The organism is Microbacterium sp. NPDC055521, assembly GCF_053619695.1.
The window spans coordinates 62,227-79,267 of the sequence record NZ_JBSHJX010000011.1 but is presented as its reverse complement, the minus strand read 5'-3'; the positions used below and the strand labels follow the sequence as shown (position 1 = coordinate 79,267).

Annotated in this window: 17 protein-coding genes; 10 read left to right on the top strand and 7 right to left on the bottom strand. The window is 68.4% G+C overall.

Annotated elements, in window-relative coordinates; genetic code table 11:
• Positions 1-2 precede the first annotated feature (2 nt).
• The 5 genes from ACWGSM_RS11335 to ACWGSM_RS11315 all read right to left on the bottom strand — a co-directional run bounded on the left by ACWGSM_RS11335 (position 3) and on the right by ACWGSM_RS11315 (position 6,655).
• On the bottom strand, positions 3-1,295 hold the full coding sequence (locus ACWGSM_RS11335) for an ABC transporter permease (protein ID WP_452323022.1): 1,293 nt from the start codon (positions 1,293-1,295) through the stop codon (positions 3-5).
• Positions 1,292-2,593 (bottom strand): ABC transporter permease, encoded by a 1,302-nt coding sequence (locus ACWGSM_RS11330; protein ID WP_452323021.1) that lies wholly within the window; start codon positions 2,591-2,593, stop codon positions 1,292-1,294. The genes ACWGSM_RS11335 and ACWGSM_RS11330 overlap by 4 nt, the downstream gene beginning before the upstream one ends.
• Entirely contained in the window at positions 2,590-4,143 is a 1,554-nt protein-coding gene (locus tag ACWGSM_RS11325; protein ID WP_452323020.1) for an ABC transporter ATP-binding protein, read from the bottom strand. The genes ACWGSM_RS11330 and ACWGSM_RS11325 overlap by 4 nt, the downstream gene beginning before the upstream one ends.
• A 145-nt stretch (positions 4,144-4,288) precedes the next feature.
• Positions 4,289-5,386, bottom strand: a complete 1,098-nt coding sequence (locus tag ACWGSM_RS11320) for a BMP family lipoprotein (RefSeq protein WP_452323019.1) — start codon at positions 5,384-5,386, stop codon at positions 4,289-4,291.
• Between the two features lie 156 nt (positions 5,387-5,542).
• Positions 5,543-6,655: a mannose-1-phosphate guanylyltransferase gene (locus ACWGSM_RS11315; RefSeq protein WP_452323018.1), complete on the bottom strand. Its 1,113-nt coding sequence runs from the start codon at positions 6,653-6,655 to the stop codon at positions 5,543-5,545.
• Between the two features lie 114 nt (positions 6,656-6,769).
• Between ACWGSM_RS11315 and sdhC the strand changes: the two genes are divergently transcribed.
• The 8 genes from sdhC (at position 6,770) to ACWGSM_RS11275 (ending at position 13,831) form a co-directional block, all read left to right on the top strand.
• Positions 6,770-7,237, top strand: coding sequence for a succinate dehydrogenase, cytochrome b556 subunit (sdhC, locus tag ACWGSM_RS11310; protein ID WP_452323017.1), 468 nt, complete (start codon positions 6,770-6,772; stop codon positions 7,235-7,237).
• Positions 7,237-7,677: a succinate dehydrogenase hydrophobic membrane anchor subunit gene (locus ACWGSM_RS11305; RefSeq protein ID WP_452323016.1), complete on the top strand. Its 441-nt coding sequence runs from the start codon at positions 7,237-7,239 to the stop codon at positions 7,675-7,677. Before sdhC ends, ACWGSM_RS11305 begins: the two co-directional genes overlap by 1 nt.
• A gap of 17 nt (positions 7,678-7,694) precedes the next feature.
• The gene (gene sdhA / locus ACWGSM_RS11300; protein WP_452323015.1) at positions 7,695-9,500 is read left to right on the top strand and encodes a succinate dehydrogenase flavoprotein subunit; all 1,806 of its coding nucleotides are present in this window, start codon (positions 7,695-7,697) and stop codon (positions 9,498-9,500) included.
• Between the two features lie 2 nt (positions 9,501-9,502).
• Positions 9,503-10,270, top strand: coding sequence for a succinate dehydrogenase iron-sulfur subunit (locus tag ACWGSM_RS11295; protein WP_452323014.1), 768 nt, complete (start codon positions 9,503-9,505; stop codon positions 10,268-10,270).
• A gap of 14 nt (positions 10,271-10,284) precedes the next feature.
• Positions 10,285-11,271, top strand: a complete 987-nt coding sequence (locus ACWGSM_RS11290; RefSeq protein WP_452323013.1) for a YihY/virulence factor BrkB family protein — start codon at positions 10,285-10,287, stop codon at positions 11,269-11,271.
• Positions 11,272-11,281: 10 nt separating this feature from the next.
• On the top strand, positions 11,282-12,175 hold the full coding sequence (locus ACWGSM_RS11285; protein ID WP_452323012.1) for an exodeoxyribonuclease III: 894 nt from the start codon (positions 11,282-11,284) through the stop codon (positions 12,173-12,175).
• 82 nt (positions 12,176-12,257) lie between these two features.
• Positions 12,258-13,262, top strand: a complete 1,005-nt coding sequence (gene trpS / locus ACWGSM_RS11280) for a tryptophan--tRNA ligase (RefSeq protein ID WP_452323011.1) — start codon at positions 12,258-12,260, stop codon at positions 13,260-13,262.
• Between the two features lie 8 nt (positions 13,263-13,270).
• The gene (locus tag ACWGSM_RS11275) at positions 13,271-13,831 is read left to right on the top strand and encodes a hypothetical protein (RefSeq protein ID WP_452323010.1); all 561 of its coding nucleotides are present in this window, start codon (positions 13,271-13,273) and stop codon (positions 13,829-13,831) included.
• 36 nt (positions 13,832-13,867) lie between these two features.
• On the opposite strand, the gene pth is transcribed toward ACWGSM_RS11275, so the two are convergent.
• Entirely contained in the window at positions 13,868-14,446 is a 579-nt protein-coding gene (pth, locus tag ACWGSM_RS11270) for an aminoacyl-tRNA hydrolase (protein ID WP_452323009.1), read from the bottom strand.
• A gap of 74 nt (positions 14,447-14,520) precedes the next feature.
• Positions 14,521-15,129 carry a 50S ribosomal protein L25/general stress protein Ctc gene (locus ACWGSM_RS11265; protein WP_452323008.1) on the bottom strand — a complete coding sequence of 203 codons (609 nt, stop codon included), beginning with the start codon at positions 15,127-15,129 and terminating at the stop codon, positions 14,521-14,523.
• A gap of 213 nt (positions 15,130-15,342) precedes the next feature.
• Between ACWGSM_RS11265 and ACWGSM_RS11260 the strand changes: the two genes are divergently transcribed.
• Positions 15,343-15,468: a hypothetical protein gene (locus tag ACWGSM_RS11260; RefSeq protein ID WP_452323007.1), complete on the top strand. Its 126-nt coding sequence runs from the start codon at positions 15,343-15,345 to the stop codon at positions 15,466-15,468.
• 91 nt (positions 15,469-15,559) lie between these two features.
• A complete protein-coding gene (gene gndA / locus ACWGSM_RS11255) occupies positions 15,560-17,008 on the top strand; it encodes an NADP-dependent phosphogluconate dehydrogenase (RefSeq protein ID WP_452323006.1) in 1,449 nt (482 codons plus the stop codon).
• The last annotated feature ends 33 nt before the right edge of the window (positions 17,009-17,041 follow it).

Genomic DNA, 17,041 nt, shown 5'->3' with positions numbered 1-17,041 from the left:
TCCTAAGACTTGATGTACGGCTCGCCGTCGGCGGCCGGCGGGCGGGAGCGCCCGACGAGGCCGGCCACGGCGAAGATCGTCACGATGTACGGAAGCATGAGCATGAACTGGCTGGGCACCGGCGAGCCGATGACGCTGAGCACGCCCTGCAGGTTGGTGGCGAAGCCGAACAGCAGCGCCGCAAGCGTCGCGCGGATCGGATCCCACTTTCCGAAGATCACCGCGGCGAGGGCGATGAAGCCCGCGCCCGCCGTCATCTCCTGGTTGAACCGCGGCACCGATACGAGCGTGTAGAAGGCGCCGCCGAGGCCGGCGACGGCGCCGCCGAGCAGCACCGCGCGGTAGCGGGTGGCGGCGACCTTGATGCCGACCGTGTCGGCCGCCTGCGGGTGCTCGCCCACGGCGCGCAGGCGCAGACCCCAACGTGTGCGGTACAGCCCGAACCACACCAGCGCCACGACCGCGTACATCAGGTACACGATGAAGGACTGCTGGAACAGGATCGGTCCGATCAGCGGGATCTCGCTGAGCAGCGGGATGGGAACGACCGAGAAAGTCTCGGGGCTGTTCATGGTCTCGGTATTCGGGGCGAGCACCTGACGGAACAGGAAGGTGGTGATGCCGATCACGAGCACGTTCAGCACCACGCCGACGATGACCTGGTCGACGTAGTAGGTGATCGTGAACACGCCGAGCACGAGCGCGACGAGCACGCCGGCGAGCATGGCCGCGATGAGTCCGGCCCATGGGGTGCCGGCGAGCGACCCGGCGACGGCCGCGGTGAAGGCGCCGGCGAGCATCTGCGCTTCGATCGCGATGTTCACCACACCCGCCCGCTCTCCGATCACGCCGCCGAGGGCGCCGAAGATCAGCGGGGTGGCCAGGGCGAGCGCACCGGCCAGCAGGCCGATCATCGGCAGCGTCGCGCCGGCGCCTGCCCAGGCGAGGAATCCGATCAGCAGCACGGCGACGTACACGACGACGAGCCAGAGCGGCAGACGACGGTGCGCCATCACGGTCATCGCCGCGTAGCCGGTGCACAACGCCAGCAGCACCATCGCGATCCACGCCGTGGGCGTCGCCGGCAGCAGCACGTCGGGCACGGCGATCGCGGCGTTCTGCTCGGCCAGCCGGAAGGTCGTCATGCCCTCGCGCGGCACCAGCAGCGGCAGCAGGGCGAAGAGCACGGTGAAGATGCCGAAGATGACCGGCGCCTTCCACGACACGACGGCGACGACGCGCGGCTGGTCGATGTCGCCCTGCGGCGCATCGTTCACGGGGGTGGTGAGGCTCATGCCGACACCTTCTTTCCTTCAGCCGATTCGGCGCGGCGGGCGCGTGCCGCCTTCTTGGCGCGGCGCGAAGGCCGGCCGGGCTGCGGCAGCCCGAAGATCGCGCGCACCAGCGGCGGCGCGGCGATGAAGAGCACGATCAGCGACTGCACGACGAGGATGATCTCGACCGGGATGCCCTGCGAGGACTGCATCGTGAAGCCGCCGGTCTTGAACGCGCCGAACAGCAGGCCCGCGAACAGGATGCCGATCGGCGACGAGCGCCCGAGCAGCGCCACCGTGATCGCGTCGAAGCCGATGCCCGCGTCGATGCCACCGCTGAAGCCGCGCACCTCGGTGCCCAGCACCTGGCTGACACCGGCGATGCCGACGAGCGCGCCGGCGATGAGCATCACGACGAAGTACATGCGGCCCACGTCGATGCCGGCGACCCGCGCGGCGGACGGGTTCTCACCCACGGCGCGGAAGCGGAAGCCGAGCGCGGAGCGCTCGAGCAGCCACCAGGTGAACGCGACGGCGATCAGCGCGAGCAGGAAGCCGGCGTGCAGCTTGTACGAGGGCCCGAGCAGCTGCGGCAGCACCGCGGTCTCGGCCATCGGCGCCGTCTTCGGGTTGCTCGATCCCGGTGCCTGGAGAAGACCCTGCGTCGCCAGCATCCAGGCGAGCAGGTAGAACGCGATGTGGTTGAGCATGATCGTGGTGATCACCTCGTGCGCTCCGGTGCGTGCCTTCAGAAGGCCCGCGATGCCCGCCCAGAGAGCGGCGGCGACCAGACCCGCGACGATCGCGACGATCAGGTGCAGTCCCATCGGCAGGTCCATCGCGGTGGCGACGTACCCGGCGGCGGCCGCGGCGAGCAGCATCTGCCCCTGACCGCCGATGTTGAACAGGCCGGCGCGGAACGCGAGTCCCACACCGAGACCGGCCGCGATCAGAGGGGTCGCGAACTTCAGGGTCTCGGTGAGCGGACGGATGCCCTTCTCGAACGTGTCGGCGTTGAAGTTGTAGATCGCGCCGCGGAACAGTGCCGCGTACGCACCGGTCACGGCCTCCCAGATCGCGGCGAAGGTGTCGCCGGGCTGCGCGAAGAAGTATCCCGACGCGGCCTGCACCTCCTCGTTCGTGGCGGCGATCATGATCGAGCCGACGATCACCGCGAGCACCACCGCCAGCAGCGAGATGATGCCGTTGCCGGTGACGATCGCCTGCAGAGTGGTCTGCCAGCGCGACGGGGCGATCTTCGTCTCGGGCTCGGCGAGCGGTGCTGACCGCTGCGGCGCCGGTGCCTGGGTGTCGCTCACTTCGTCTCTCCGTTCGTGGCGGGGATCGGGCTCGCCGTGGTCGCGGCCTCCGTCTCGGACATCCCGGCCATCATCAGACCGAGCTTCTCGCGCGACGTGCTGCCGGGCACGATGCCCATGATGCGCCCGCGGTACATCACCAGGATGCGATCGGCGAGGGCTGCGACCTCGTCGAGTTCGGTGGAGATGACGATCACCGGCACGCCCGCATCGCGCGTCTCGATGACCCGCTTGTGGATGAACTCGATCGACCCGACGTCGACGCCGCGGGTCGGCTGGGCTGCCAGGAACAGCGCCAGGTCCCGGCTCAGCTCACGCGCGAGCACGACCTTCTGCTGGTTTCCGCCGGAGAGCCGTCCTGCCGCCTGCTGCGGGCCCTGGGTGCGGATGTCGAACTCGGCGATCCGATCGTGCGCGAAGTCGTGCAGCAGCGAGCGCTGCACGGTGCCGGCCTTCACGAACGGCGACCCGTGGGAGCGGTCGAGCATGAGGTTCTCGGCGATCGAGAACTCCTTCACCAGTCCGTCGACGCTGCGGTCCTCGGGGACGAAGCCGACACCGGCATCCAGGATCTGCCGCACTGAGCGACCGACCAGCTCCTGACCGTCGAGACGGATGCTGCCGCTGACGTTGTCCTGCAGGCCGATGATCGCCTCGGTGAGCTCGGTCTGGCCGTTGCCCTGCACGCCGGCGATCGCGAGCACCTCGCCGCCGCGCACCTCGAAGGACGCGCCGTCCACGACGACGGTGCCGGCCGGATCGGTGACCGTGAGGCCAGTCACGGTGAGACCGTTGTCGCGTACGGCCGGTGCGCCCTTGTGCACGGTCAGCTCGACGGCGCGGCCGACCATGAGCGAGGCGAGCTCCTCGTTCGAGGCGGTCGGCGACGCCTCGCCGACGACCTTGCCGAGGCGGATGACGGTGATGCGGTCGGCGACCTCACGCACCTCGCGCAGTTTGTGGGTGATGAAGACGATCGAGGTGCCCTGCGCCTTGAGCTGACGCATCGTCGCCATCAGCTCGTCGGTCTCCTGAGGGGTGAGCACCGCCGTCGGCTCGTCGAACACCAGCACGCGCGCTTCGCGCGCGAGCGCCTTGATGATCTCGACGCGCTGCTGCACACCGACCGGAAGGTCCTCGACGATCGCATCGGGGTCGACGTCGAAGCCGAAGCGATCGGAGATCTCGCGCACGCGGGCACGCGCCGCGTTCAGGTCGAGCCGTCCGCCGAAGGTGGTCTGCTCGTGACCGAGCATGACGTTCTCGGCGACGGTGAAGACAGGGATCAGCATGAAGTGCTGATGCACCATGCCGATGCCTGCGGCCATCGCGTCACCCGGTCCGGCGAAGTGCTGCACGACGTCGTCCAGCAGGATGTCGCCCTCGTCGGCCTGGTAGAGGCCGTAGAGCACATTCATCAGGGTCGACTTGCCGGCGCCGTTCTCGCCGAGGAGGCAGTGGATCTCACCGGCCTCGACGGTGAGATCGATGTGGTCGTTGGCTGTCAGCGCGCCGAATCTCTTGGTGATGCCGCGCAGTTCAAGCTTCATGTTCTGATCCTATTCAGGCAGGAACGGCAAGACCGACTTCCGCCGGTTCCCATTCAGGCAGGAACGGGGAGGCCGGCATCCGCCGGTTCCCGTTCAGGCAGAAACGGGGAGGCCGGCATCCGCCGACCTCCCCGATCCAGGAGCCTTACTTGCTCAGGTACGAGGTGACCTCGACCTTGCCGTCGATGATGTCCTGCTGCAGCTGCTTGACCTCGTCCTGCAGCGCCGAGTCCACCTTGTCGGCGAAGTTGTGCAGATCGGCGATGCCGACGCCCTTGTTCTCGAGCGTGCCGATGTACGCCTCGGCGTCGAACTCGCCCTCACCGCTGGAGAGCACGGCCTCGTAGGTCGAGAGGTCCATGGCCTTCAGCACCGAGGTGAGCACCACATCGGCGGTGGACGGGTCGGTCTCGAACAGGTCGGCGTCCGCGCCGATCAGGGCGATGTCCTTGCCGGATTCCTTGATCGCCTGCTGCGCCGACTGGTAGATCGGGCCGCCGACGGGGAGGATCACGTCGACACCCTGGTTGAGGATGTTGACCGCGACCTGCTTGGCATCGGGGTTCGCCTCGAAGCCACCCGTGAACGAGCCGGTCTTGCCGTCCCAGCCGACGACCTGGACGTCCTTGCCCTTGACCTCGTTGTAGTGGTCGACGCCCTGCTTGAAGCCGTCCATGAAGATGGTGACGGTCGGGAACTCCATGCCACCGAAGGTGCCGACCTTGCCGGTCTTCGAGTAGCCGGCCGAGAGGTAGCCCGCGAGGAACGCGGCCTCAGCCGTGTTGTACAGCAGCGGCTTGACGTTGTCGGCGTCCTTCTTGCCGTCGAAGTCGTTGTCGGCGGCGTCGTCGACGAGGATGAAGTCGATGTCCTCGTTCGCGGTGGCGGCCTCGACGGTCGCCTGCGACAGCGCGAAGCCGACGGCGACGATCACGTTGCAGCCCTCGTCGACGAGGTTGGTGATGTTCGGGCCGTACTCGGTCTCGGCGTTCGACTGAACGTCCTTGAGCTTGACGCCCAGCTCGTCAGCGGCCTTCTCGGCGCCCTCGAACGAGAGCTGGTTGAAGGACTTGTCGTCGAAGCCGCCCATGTCGGAGACGATGCAGGGCAGGAAGTCGGACTCGGTCTTGCCGCCGCTGGCGCCTGGCTTGTCCGTGGGCGCCTGGCCGCACGCGGCGAGACTCAGGACGACGCCGGCGGCGACGGTGACGCCGAGCAGCTTCTTGGTGATGGAGATGGACACTCATGCCTCCCGGGTGATCTCCGCGGACATCGCGGATCGCTCGAGGTTACCCAGTGTTACGCGCGTGACGCACGTCATGCTCAGGAGTGCTGGCGAAAGGTTACAAACCTGCAATGATGACCGCCCTGCAGCATGGCCATCTGCGACAGCGCGCGGTCAGAGCACGTCACCTCGGCCGGTGAGCTTCAGCGACTCGACCACGCCCTTGACCCGCTGCGCGTGCTCGACCGTGGTCACCAGCAGCGCGTCGTCGGTGTCGACCACGACGATGTCCTGCACCCCGACCAGGCTGATCACCCGCGAGGTCTGCGACACGAGGATGCCGCTGGCGGCATCCGACAGCACGCGCGCCCTGGGGCCGAGCACCGCAAGGTCGTTCTTGCGACCGTTCGTGATGAGCTTCGTGAGCGACGCGAAGTCGCCGACGTCGTCCCAGTCGAAGTGCCCCGGCACCACCGCCAGACGTCCGCGCTCGGCGGCAGGCTCCGCCACGGCGTAGTCGATGGCGATCTTCTTCAGCTTCGGCCAGATGCGGTCGACCGCAGGGCCCCGCCGGTCGCGGTCGTCCCAGGCCTCGGCGAGCTCCATGAGCCCCGCGTGCAGCTCGGGTTCGTTGATCCGCAGCTCGTCGAGCAGCACGCTCGCCTTGGCGATGAACATGCCCGCGTTCCAGAGGTGCTCGCGGTCGGCGACATACGCCTTCGCCGTCTCGAGGTCGGGCTTCTCGACGAAGCGCTTCACGAGAGCCGCCTCGCGGGCCCCGTCGACGACGAGCTCCTCCCCCTTCTTGATGTAGCCGAAGCCGATGGCGGGCTCGGTCGGGCTGATCCCGATCGTGCAGATGTAGCCCTCCCGCGCGACCTCGACGGCGTCGCGGACGGCGAACTCGAAGACGCGCGTGCCGCGGATCACGTGGTCGGCGCTGAACGATCCGATGATCACGTCGGGGTCGCGACGATGCAGGATCGCGGCGGCCAGCCCGATCGCCGCCGCCGACTCGCGCGGCTCCGATTCGAGGAAGACGTTGGCGTCCGGGATGCCGGGCAGCTGAGCCTCGACGGCGGCGCGATGCGCGCGCCCTGTGACGACGGCGATGCGATCCGCTCCGGCGAGGGGCTCCAGGCGATCCCACGTGTCACGCAGCAGCGAATGCCCCGAGCCGGTGAGGTCGTGGAGGAACTTCGGGGCATCCGCCCGCGACAGGGGCCACAGCCGGCTGCCGATGCCGCCAGCCGGTATGACAGCGTAGAAGTCGTCGATTCGCGCCATGCGTCACACCTTAGCCGGGGTGTCCGCCATCGAGCCCGGCCGATAAGGGTGTCCTTCGTCGCCTTCAGCCTTCTGACAGGAATAGGATGAGTGAGGTCGGGCGTGCCCGGATGCATGCACGACGTCTCATCGATCAGGGAGGACGACGTGTCCACGAGCACACGCTTGACACCGTCGGTTTCGGAGACCACATCGAGGTCTCCACGCGGCACACTGTATCGGGGCCGTGAAGGCATGTGGTCGTGGGTGCTGCACCGCATCACGGGCGTCGCGATCTTCTTCTTCCTGCTGGTGCACGTCCTCGACACCGCGCTCATCCGCGTGTCGCCCGAGGCCTACGACGTCGTCATCGGCGCATACAAGAACCCGATCATGGCGTTCGGCGAGGTGGTGCTGGTCGCCGGCATCGCATTCCACGCGATGAACGGACTGCGCATCATCGTCGTCGACTTCTGGTCGAAGGGCGCGCAGTACCAGCGCCAGCTGTTCTGGATCGTCCTCGGCGTCTGGGGCGTGATCATGGCGGGCTTCGTGCCGCGTCACCTCGCCCTCGCGTTCGCGGGATTCGGAGGGGGCAACTGATGACCGCCCAGACCATCGCACCCGCCCGTCGCCAGCGCGGCGTCAACCTCGAGAAGTGGGGCTGGCTGTTCATGCGCGGCTCCGGCGTGCTGCTCGTCGTGCTCATCTTCGGACACCTGTTCGTCAACCTCATGGTCGGCGAGGGCATCCACGCGGTCGACTTCGCCTTCGTCGCCGGGAAGTACGCCACCCCGTTCTGGCAGTGGTGGGACGTGCTGATGCTGTGGCTCGCGCTCATCCACGGCTCCAACGGCATGCGCACGATCGTGAACGACTACGTCACCCACGAGAAGGCCCGCACGGCTCTCGTCTGGGCGCTGGGCCTGGCGGCGGCGCTCCTCATCATCCTGGGCACCCTCGTGGTGTTCACGTTCGACCCCTGCGCGGGCGTCCTGGCGGACGGCTCGATGTGGGAGACCTGCCAGGCACTGGGCAAGTAAGCGAAGAAGGCAGATCATTGACTACGCAGACCTCTGACTCCGTCGTGCGCGACGGCGTGCACTACCACCAGTTCGACATCGTCATCGTGGGCGCCGGCGGCGCCGGCATGCGGGCGGCCATCGAGGCCGGTCCCGGCGCGAAGACCGCCGTGATCACGAAGCTGTACCCCACCCGTTCGCACACCGGTGCGGCGCAGGGCGGCATGGCTGCGGCCCTCGCGAACGTCGAGGACGACAACTGGGAGTGGCACACCTACGACACGGTCAAGGGCGGTGACTACCTCGTCGATCAGGATGCGGCGGAGATCCTCGCCAAGGAGGCCATCGACGCGGTCATCGACCTCGAGAACATGGGTCTGCCGTTCAACCGCACGCCCGACGGCAAGATCGATCAGCGTCGCTTCGGCGGTCACACCGCCGAGCACGGCAAGACTCCTGTCCGCCGCGCCTGCTACGCGGCGGACCGCACCGGTCACATGATCCTGCAGACGCTGTTCCAGAACTGCGTCAAGCTCGGCATCAACTTCTTCAACGAGTTCTACGTGCTCGATTTGATCACCGTGAAGGACGCCGCGGGCGCCACGCAGGTCGCGGGCGTCGTCGCATACGACCTCGCCACCGGCGACCTGCACGTGTTCCAGTCGAAGGCCGTGATCTTCGCGACCGGCGGCTTCGGCAAGATCTTCAAGACCACGTCGAACGCGCACACCCTCACGGGTGACGGCGTCGGCATCATCTGGCGCAAGGGGCTGCCGCTCGAGGACCTCGAGTTCTTCCAGTTCCACCCGACGGGCCTGGCCGGCCTCGGCATCCTCCTCACCGAGGGCGCGCGCGGCGAGGGAGCCATCCTGCGCAACGCCTCGGGTGAGCGCTTCATGGAGCGCTACGCGCCCACCATCAAGGACCTCGCACCGCGCGACATCGTCGCCCGCAGCATGGTGCAGGAGGTGCTCGACGGTCGCGGCGCCGGCCCGCACAAGGACTACGTGCTGCTGGACTGCACGCACCTGGGCGCCGAGGTGCTCGAGACGAAGCTGCCCGACATCACCGAGTTCGCCCGCACGTACCTGGGCGTCGACCCGGTCGTCGAGCCCGTGCCGGTGATGCCGACCGCGCACTACGCGATGGGCGGCATCCCGACCAACAACGATGCCGAGGTGCTCTCCGACAACTCGACCGTGGTTCCGGGCCTGTACGCCGCCGGCGAATGCGCGTGCGTCTCGGTGCACGGCTCGAACCGCCTGGGCACCAACTCGCTGCTCGACATCAACGTGTTCGGCAAGCGCGCCGGACGCAACGCCGTGGAGTACGTCAAGACCGCCGACTTCGTGCCGCTGCCGGAGAACCCCGCCGCGTTCGTGAAGGACATGGTGGAGGGTCTGCGCAACAACCAGGGCACCGAGCGCATCGCCGTGCTGCGCAAGACGCTGCAGGACGAGATGGACAAGGGCGCCCAGGTGTTCCGCACCGAGGAGTCGCTGACCCACGTGCTCGGCGTCATCGAGGAGCTGCGCGAGCGCTACAAGAACATCCACGTCGACGACAAGGGCAAGCGGTTCAACACCGACCTGCTCGAGGCCGTCGAGCTGGGCTTCCTGCTCGACATCGCCGAGGTCGTCGTCTACGCCGCACGCAACCGCAAGGAGAGCCGCGGCGGCCACATGCGCGACGACTTCCCGAAGCGCGACGACGAGAACTACATGAAGCACACGATGGCCTACCTCGTGGGCGACGCGCACTCGTCAGACGCCACCGACCACATCAAACTGGACTGGAAGCCCGTGGTCATCACGAACTACCAGCCCATGGAGAGGAAGTACTGATCATGACCGATGTCGTAGAGGCACACGCTGACGCCGCGAACGACTCGGGAGTGCAGTCCTTCCTGGTCACCTTCAACATCCGCCGCTTCGACCCCGAGGTCGACGAGGAGCCGCGCTGGGTCGACTACGACGTCGAGCTGTACGCGACCGACCGCGTGCTCGACGCGCTGCACAAGATCAAGTGGGAGGTCGACGGCTCACTGTCGTTCCGCCGCTCGTGCGCCCACGGCATCTGCGGTTCGGATGCCATGCGCATCAACGGCCGCAACCGTCTGGCCTGCAAGACGCTGATCAAGGACCTCGACATCTCGAAGCCGATCTACGTCGAGGCCATCAAGGGCCTTCCGCTCGAGAAGGACCTCATCGTCGACATGGAGCCGTTCTTCGCGTCCTACCGCGAGGTGCAGCCGTTCCTCATCGCGAACTCCACGCCCGAGAAGGGCAAGGAGCGCGTGCAGTCGATCACCGACCGGGCGATCTTCGACGACACCACCAAGTGCATCCTGTGTGCCGCGTGCACCTCGTCGTGCCCGATCTTCTGGACCGACGGGCAGTACTTCGGTCCCGCGGCGATCGTGAACGCGCACCGCTTCATCTTCGACTCGCGCGACGACGCGGGCGACGTGCGTCTCGACATCCTGAACGACAAGGAGGGCGTGTGGCGCTGCCGCACGACCTTCAACTGCACCGAGGCGTGCCCGCGCGGCATCGAGGTCACCAAGGCGATCGCGGAGGTCAAGCAGGCCGTCCTGCGCGGCGGCCCCCGCTGAGCGCAGCCAGCCCCATGCGCGCCCGACTGGATCGTTCAGCCGGGCGCGCTGCTGTGTGGGGGCGGCGGATCGCAGCCCTGTTCCCGGTGCGGGTGTGGCGGCACTTCCTGCGCCGCAACGGCTTCCTGCTGTCGGCGGGCATGGCGTATCAGGCCCTGTTCGCGCTGTTCGCGCTGCTCTACGTCGCCTTCGCGGGTGCCGGGCTCTGGGTCGGTGGCAGCGATGCGGCGGTCGACACGACGATCAAGATCGTGAACAGCTACATCCCCGGCTTCATCGGAGCCGACGGGATCGTCGCACCGGATGCCGTGCGAGGGGTGGCGAGCTCGGCGACCGGCGCGTTCACCCTCACCGGAGTCATCGCCGCGGTCGTCGTCGTGTGGACGGGCATCGGCGCGGTCACGTTCACCCGTCGCGCGGTGCGCGGCATCTTCGGCCTGCCCTTCGACACCCGCAGCTACGTGCTGCTGAAGCTGCACGACGCGGCGGCCGCGCTCGTCTTCGGGGTGAGCCTGCTGCTCGGCGCGGCGATCAGCGTCGGCGGCGTGTGGGCGCTGCGCGCGCTGCTCGAGCTGCTCGGGCAGGAGGTGCCCGGCACCACGGCCCGCACCCTCGTCTCGATCTCGTCCGCGCTCGTCGTGGTCGTCATCGACGTCGCGGCCATCGCCGCCCTGGTGCGGTTCCTCACCGGCACGGAGATCCGGTGGCGGCGGATCCTGCCCGGAGCCGTGCTGGGCGGCGTCGCCGTGGCCGTGCTGCAGCTCGGCGCCGGTCTGCTGGCCGCGCACACCCCGGGAAACCCGCTGCTGGCGACCTTCGCGGTGATGGTCGGGCTTCTGCTGTGGTGCCGCGTGATCGCCGCGGTGATCCTGCTTGCGGCGTCCTGGATCGCCCTGAGCGCCGACGACCGCAACGAGCCGCTGCGCGACAGCGGAGCCCTGTCGCCGGTGCGATCGACTGCCGTGCGGCGGTCGCGGCGGGATGTCCGATCCCGTCGTTAGGCTGGATGCCATGCCCCACCTGCGTATCGCCTCTGTCAACGTCAACGGCGTCCGCGCCGCGGTCCGCAACGGGATGCACGCGTGGCTCGAGCAGGCCGACGTCGACATCCTCACGCTGCAGGAGGTGCGCGCCGACGACGAACACCTCGCGGCGGCCTTCCCCGACTGGCAGATCGTGCACGACAAGGCCACCGCGAAGGGCCGGGCCGGCGTCGCCGTGCTCAGCCGCACCACCGCTCTCGCCAGCCGCACCGCGCTCGGCGCCGACGACTTCGATTCCGCGGGCCGCTGGATCGAAGCCGACTTCGAGATCGGCGGGGCACCGCTCACCGTCGTCAGCGCGTACGTGCACTCCGGCGAGGCCGACACCCCGAAGCAGGACGAGAAGTGGAAGTTCCTCGACGCGATGAGCGTGCGCATGGCGCAGCTCGGCCACGGTGACGCGCATGCGCTCGTCACCGGCGACCTCAACGTCGGCCATCGCCCGTTCGACATCATGAACTGGAAGGGCAACGTGAAGAAATCCGGCTTCCTCGCGCGCGAACGGGCCTATTTCGACCGCTTCCTCGGCGCCGCAGGGCAGAGCGTGGCAGGCCAGGAGGGCGTCGGCCGGGGGATGGTGGGCCAGCTCAGCGACACCCGCTCGTTCGCGTCGGAGGGCGGCGGGCTCGGGCTCGGCTGGATCGACGTGGGCCGCGCACACCACGGCGAGGTCCACGGGCCGTACACCTGGTGGTCGATGCGGGGCAAGGCGTTCGACAACGACAGCGGCTGGCGGATCGACTACCACCTTGCGACCCCGCCCCTGGCGGCGCGCGCCACCGGGTATTCGGTCGCCCGCGCGGCGACGTACGCGGAGCGCTGGAGCGATCACGCACCCGTGATCGTCGACTACATGTACTGACCCGTCGGCAGCCTCGGGCCCCAATGGGCGAGCGCAGCGACCCTCGGCAGGCTCAGGAACCGAGGCGGCATAGGATTGCTTCGTGACCAAACCACGCCTCTACTCCGGAATGCAGCCCTCCGCCGACTCCCTCCAGGCCGGCAACTACATCGGGGCGCTCCTGCAGTGGCGTGACATGCAGAGCTCGTACGACGCGTTCTTCTCGGTGGTCGATCTGCACGCGATCACCGTGCCGCAGGACCCCAACGAACTGCGCGAGAAGACCCGTCGCACGGCGGCGCAGTACATCGCCGCCGGCATCGAGCCGTCGAAGTCGACGCTGTACGTGCAGTCGCACGTGCGCGCGCACGCAGAACTCGCCTGGATCCTCAGCACCATCACCGGCTTCGGTGAGGCGGGCCGGATGACCCAGTTCAAAGACAAGTCCCAGCGCTACGGCCAGGACTCCACCTCCGTCGGCCTGTTCACCTACCCGGTGCTGATGGCCGCCGACATCCTGCTCTACCAGAGCGAGCTGGTGCCGGTGGGCGACGACCAGAAGCAGCATGTAGAGCTGACGCGCGATCTGGCCGAGCGGTTCAACAGCCGATTCGGCACGACCTTCACCGTGCCCACCCCGGTGATCCAGAAGGGCACCGCGCGCATCTACGATCTGCAGAACCCGACGTCGAAGATGTCGAAGTCGGCGGAGAGCGACGCCGGGGTGCTGTGGCTGCTCGACGACCCCGCGAAGTCGGCGAAGAAGATCATGCGCGCTGTCACCGACAACGAGGGCTCGGTGCGCTTCGACCGCGAGAACAAGCCCGGGGTGTCGAACCTGCTGACGATCTACGCCGCGCTCACCGGGCGTCAGGTGGGCTCCATCGAAGACGAGTACGCCGGACGCGGGTACGGCGATTTCAAGAAGGGGCTGGCCGAGGTCGTCGTCGACGAGTTCGGTTCCGTGCGCGAGCGCGCGAACGCCCTGCTCGACGACCCGGCCGAACTCGACAGGCTGCTGGCGGTGAACGCGGCCAAGGCCGATGAGGTCGCCGACGCCACCATCGCCGACGTCTACGACCGCGTCGGATTGCTCCGCCGAGTCTGAGGAGCGAGATGACCGATTCCTTCGTTCCTCCCGGGCTGCCTCCCCAGGGGGCCCCGGATCCCCAGGGCCGACCGATTCCGCAGGGCGTCCCGGTTCCCCAGGCGCCACCGCCCGGTGCGTATCGCGTGCCGGTGGGCGGATACCAGGCGCCGGTCGGCGGCTACTCGGCACCTCCCGCTCCGGCACCGTCGCGCGCCCTGGGCGCGATGTCGCTCGCGGCCGCTCTGATCGCCGCCCTCGTCACCCCCGTCGTGGCGGGCGTGCTCGCTCTGCAGATCGGGCTCGCCGTCTGGGTGGACGATCTCGTCAACGGCAGCGGTGATCTCGTGATCGCGGCCCTCTCCCCCGTCCGCGTCGAGACGCTGTGGGCGGAGGTCATGTTCTGGCTGGGCACCGCGCTCGGGTTGTTCGGGGTGATCGGCGGGATCGTCGCCGTGGCCCGCCGGCGCGGACGAGGGATGGGCATCGCCGCGATCGTGATCGCGGCGTTGGGCCCCGGGATCTTCTTCCTCGCCGTGACGCTCATGTACGGCATCGGCAACGGCATCGCCACCGATCCGCTGTTCTGACGCTCCGTACCGGCCTGCGTCGACCGGATGCGCGGATCAGCGCGAATGGTGCCGCTGCTGCGCGGCCAGCAGCCCCTCGTCGACGAGCTGCTCCACAGCATCCGCCGCGTCCGAGATGAAGACGGGCAGCGTCTTCTGCTCGACCGAACCGAACGGCGCGAGGACCCAGTCCGCCGGGTCCTGTCGTCCTGGCGGGCGCCCGATGCCCGCCCGCACGCGCAGGAAGTCGGGGGTGGTGAGGGTTCGTGCGATGTCGCGGACGCCGTTGTGCCCGCCGTGCCCTCCGCCGACCTTCATGCGGATGCTGTCGAACGGGATGTCGAGTTCGTCGTGCACGACGATCACGTTCTCGGGCGCCACCGAGTAGAACCGTGCCAGGGCGGCGACGGGGGTGCCGGAAACGTTCATGAACGAGTTGGGCTTGGCCAGCACGAGGCGATCTCCGCCGGGACGCACCCGCGTCTCGACGACGCGCGCACCTGCCTTGTGCTCGCGGAACCGCTCGCCACGACGGTCAGCGAGCTCGTCGACGACCATCTGCCCGATGTTGTGGCGGGTCGCCGAGTAGCGAGGGCCAGGGTTGCCGAGGCCGACGATCAGCCAGGTGGTGGTCATTCGTGTCCCTTTCCAGCGGAAATGACAGAGGGGACGCGATCAGCTCGCGCCCCCTCCATCGACATCTCAGCGGATCACTCCGCAGCGCCCTCCGCGGCGGGAGCCGAGGCGGCGGCCTCTTCAGCGCCCTCCTCGGCGACCTCAGCGGCCGGGAGGGAGACGGCGACGAGCAGCACGTCGGGCTCGTCGAGCAGCGTCGCGCCCTTGGGCAGCGTCACGTCGCCGGCGGTGATGTGCGAGCCCTCTTCCAGACCTTCGACGCTGACCTCGAGGTGCTGGGGGATGTCGGTGGCCTCGACCTCGAGCTTGATCGTGGCGAGGTCGACGGTCACGATGGTTCCGCTGAACGACTCGCCGGTGACGATGATCGGCACCTCGACGACGACCTTCTCGCCCTTCTTCACGACCAGCAGGTCGATGTGCTCGATGATCTGGCGCACCGGGTCCCTCTGCACGTCCTTGACGAGCGCGAGCTGCGAGGTGCCGTCGATCTCGAGGTCGAGCAGCGCGTTGGCGCGGCGGATGATGAGCGACACCTGGTGGCCGGGCAGCGCGAGGTGCACGGGGTCGGTGCCGTGGCCGTAGATCACGGCGGGGATCTTGCCGGCGGCGCGCAGGCGGCGGGCGAAGCCCTTGCCGAAGTTCGTGCGGGTCTCGGCGACGACCTTGTTCTCGTCAGACATGTTGTTCTCCTTCAGGCACGCGGGACGGGGCCGCGCGATGGTCATGGTCTCGGAAGCCTCGGTGCGGACACGAAGAGGCGAGACGCTGCGCGGCTGAGGGAATCAGCCGACCACCGGGCTCACGTCACCGCGTCGATCACGGATGCGCGCATGCGCGCGCTCCCTCGCCGAGGAACTCCTCCATCGTACCCGAAAGCTCGATAGGCTGTGAGCATGTTCGATGCCGCCTTCCTGTCACACGTCACCTTCTGGATCATCGGCGGGATCGCCGTCTGCGGCGTCGTGTCGTCGATCGCGGCGATGTACGCGATGGGACGCTCGGGCTACCGCGAGGACTGACTCGGGCATCCGATCGGGTGAAACGAAGGGATGCCCGAGGGTCGCGCACCGATACCCTGGGATCACGCCCTTCACCACCGAGGAGATCCCTGTGCCCACCGCAGCAGCCAACATCGGAGTCGTCGGACTCGCCGTCATGGGGTCGAACCTGGCCCGCAACCTCGCCAGCCGCGAGGGCAACACGGTGGCCGTGCTGAACCGCTCGCGGGCGAAGACCGACGACCTGGTCGCGCTGCACGCCGACGCCGGCTTCGTGCCCACCTTCTCGTACGAGGAGTTCGCCGCGTCGCTGCAGAAGCCGCGCACCGCGATCATCATGGTCAAGGCAGGGCTGGGCACCGACGCGGTGATCGACGAGCTCGTGCGCGTCTTCGAGCCGGGTGACATCATCGTCGACGGCGGCAACGCCTACTTCCCCGACACCATCCGCCGGGAGAAGGCGGTGCGCGAGGCGGGCATCAACTTCGTCGGTGCGGGCATCTCGGGCGGCGAAGAGGGGGCCCTGCTCGGACCGAGCATCATGCCCGGCGGTTCGGACGAGTCGTGGGTGACCCTCGGCCCGATCCTCGAGTCGATCGCGGCCGTCGCCGAAGGTGAGCCGTGCGTCACGCACGTCGGGCACGGCGGCGCGGGCCACTTCGTGAAGATGGTGCACAACGGCATCGAGTACGCCGACATGCAGCTGATCGCCGAGGCCTACGACCTCATCCGCCGTGCCACGGGCAAGTCGCCGGCCGAGATCGCCGACATCTTCGCCGAGTGGAACACCGGCGAGCTCGAGTCGTACCTCATCGAGATCACCGCCGAGGTGCTGCGCCAGATCGATGCGGAGACCGGCAAGCCCCTCGTCGATGTCATCGTCGACCAGGCGGGCGCCAAGGGCACCGGAGCATGGACCGTGCAGACCGCGCTCGCGCTCGGCGTCCCCGTCTCGGGCATCGCCGAGGCGACCTTCGCCCGCTCGCTCTCGTCGCGCCCCGAACAGCGCGCGGTCGCCGCGCACCTCCCCGGCCCCGAGGGCGACTTCGTCGTCGACGACGTGGACGCCTTCATCGAGGACGTGCGCCTCGCCCTGTACGCATCGAAAATCGTCGCGTACTCCCAGGGCTTCGACGAGATCCGCGCCGGTGCCGCCGAGTACGGCTGGAGCATCGACCTGGGTGCTGTGGCGAAGATCTGGCGCGCCGGCTGCATCATCCGCGCGCAGTTCCTCAACCGCATCGCCGAGGCGTACGCGGGCGAGCCCGATCTGCCCGCGCTTCTCACCGCCCCTTACTTCGCAGAGGCGCTCTCGCGCGGTCAGGCCGCATGGCGTCGGGTCGTCATCGCCGCCGCGCAGGCGGGCATCCCGGCTCCGGCGTTCTCGTCGTCGCTGTCGTACTACGACGGCATCCGCGCCGAGCGTCTGCCCGCCGCCCTCATCCAGGGTCAGCGCGACTTCTTCGGCGCGCACACCTACCGGCGGATCGACAAGGACGGCACCTTCCACACGCTGTGGTCGGGCGACCGCAGCGAGATCCCCGCGGTCGACACGCACTGATCCCGCCGCGCGATCGGGGCAGCGCTCGCGCGC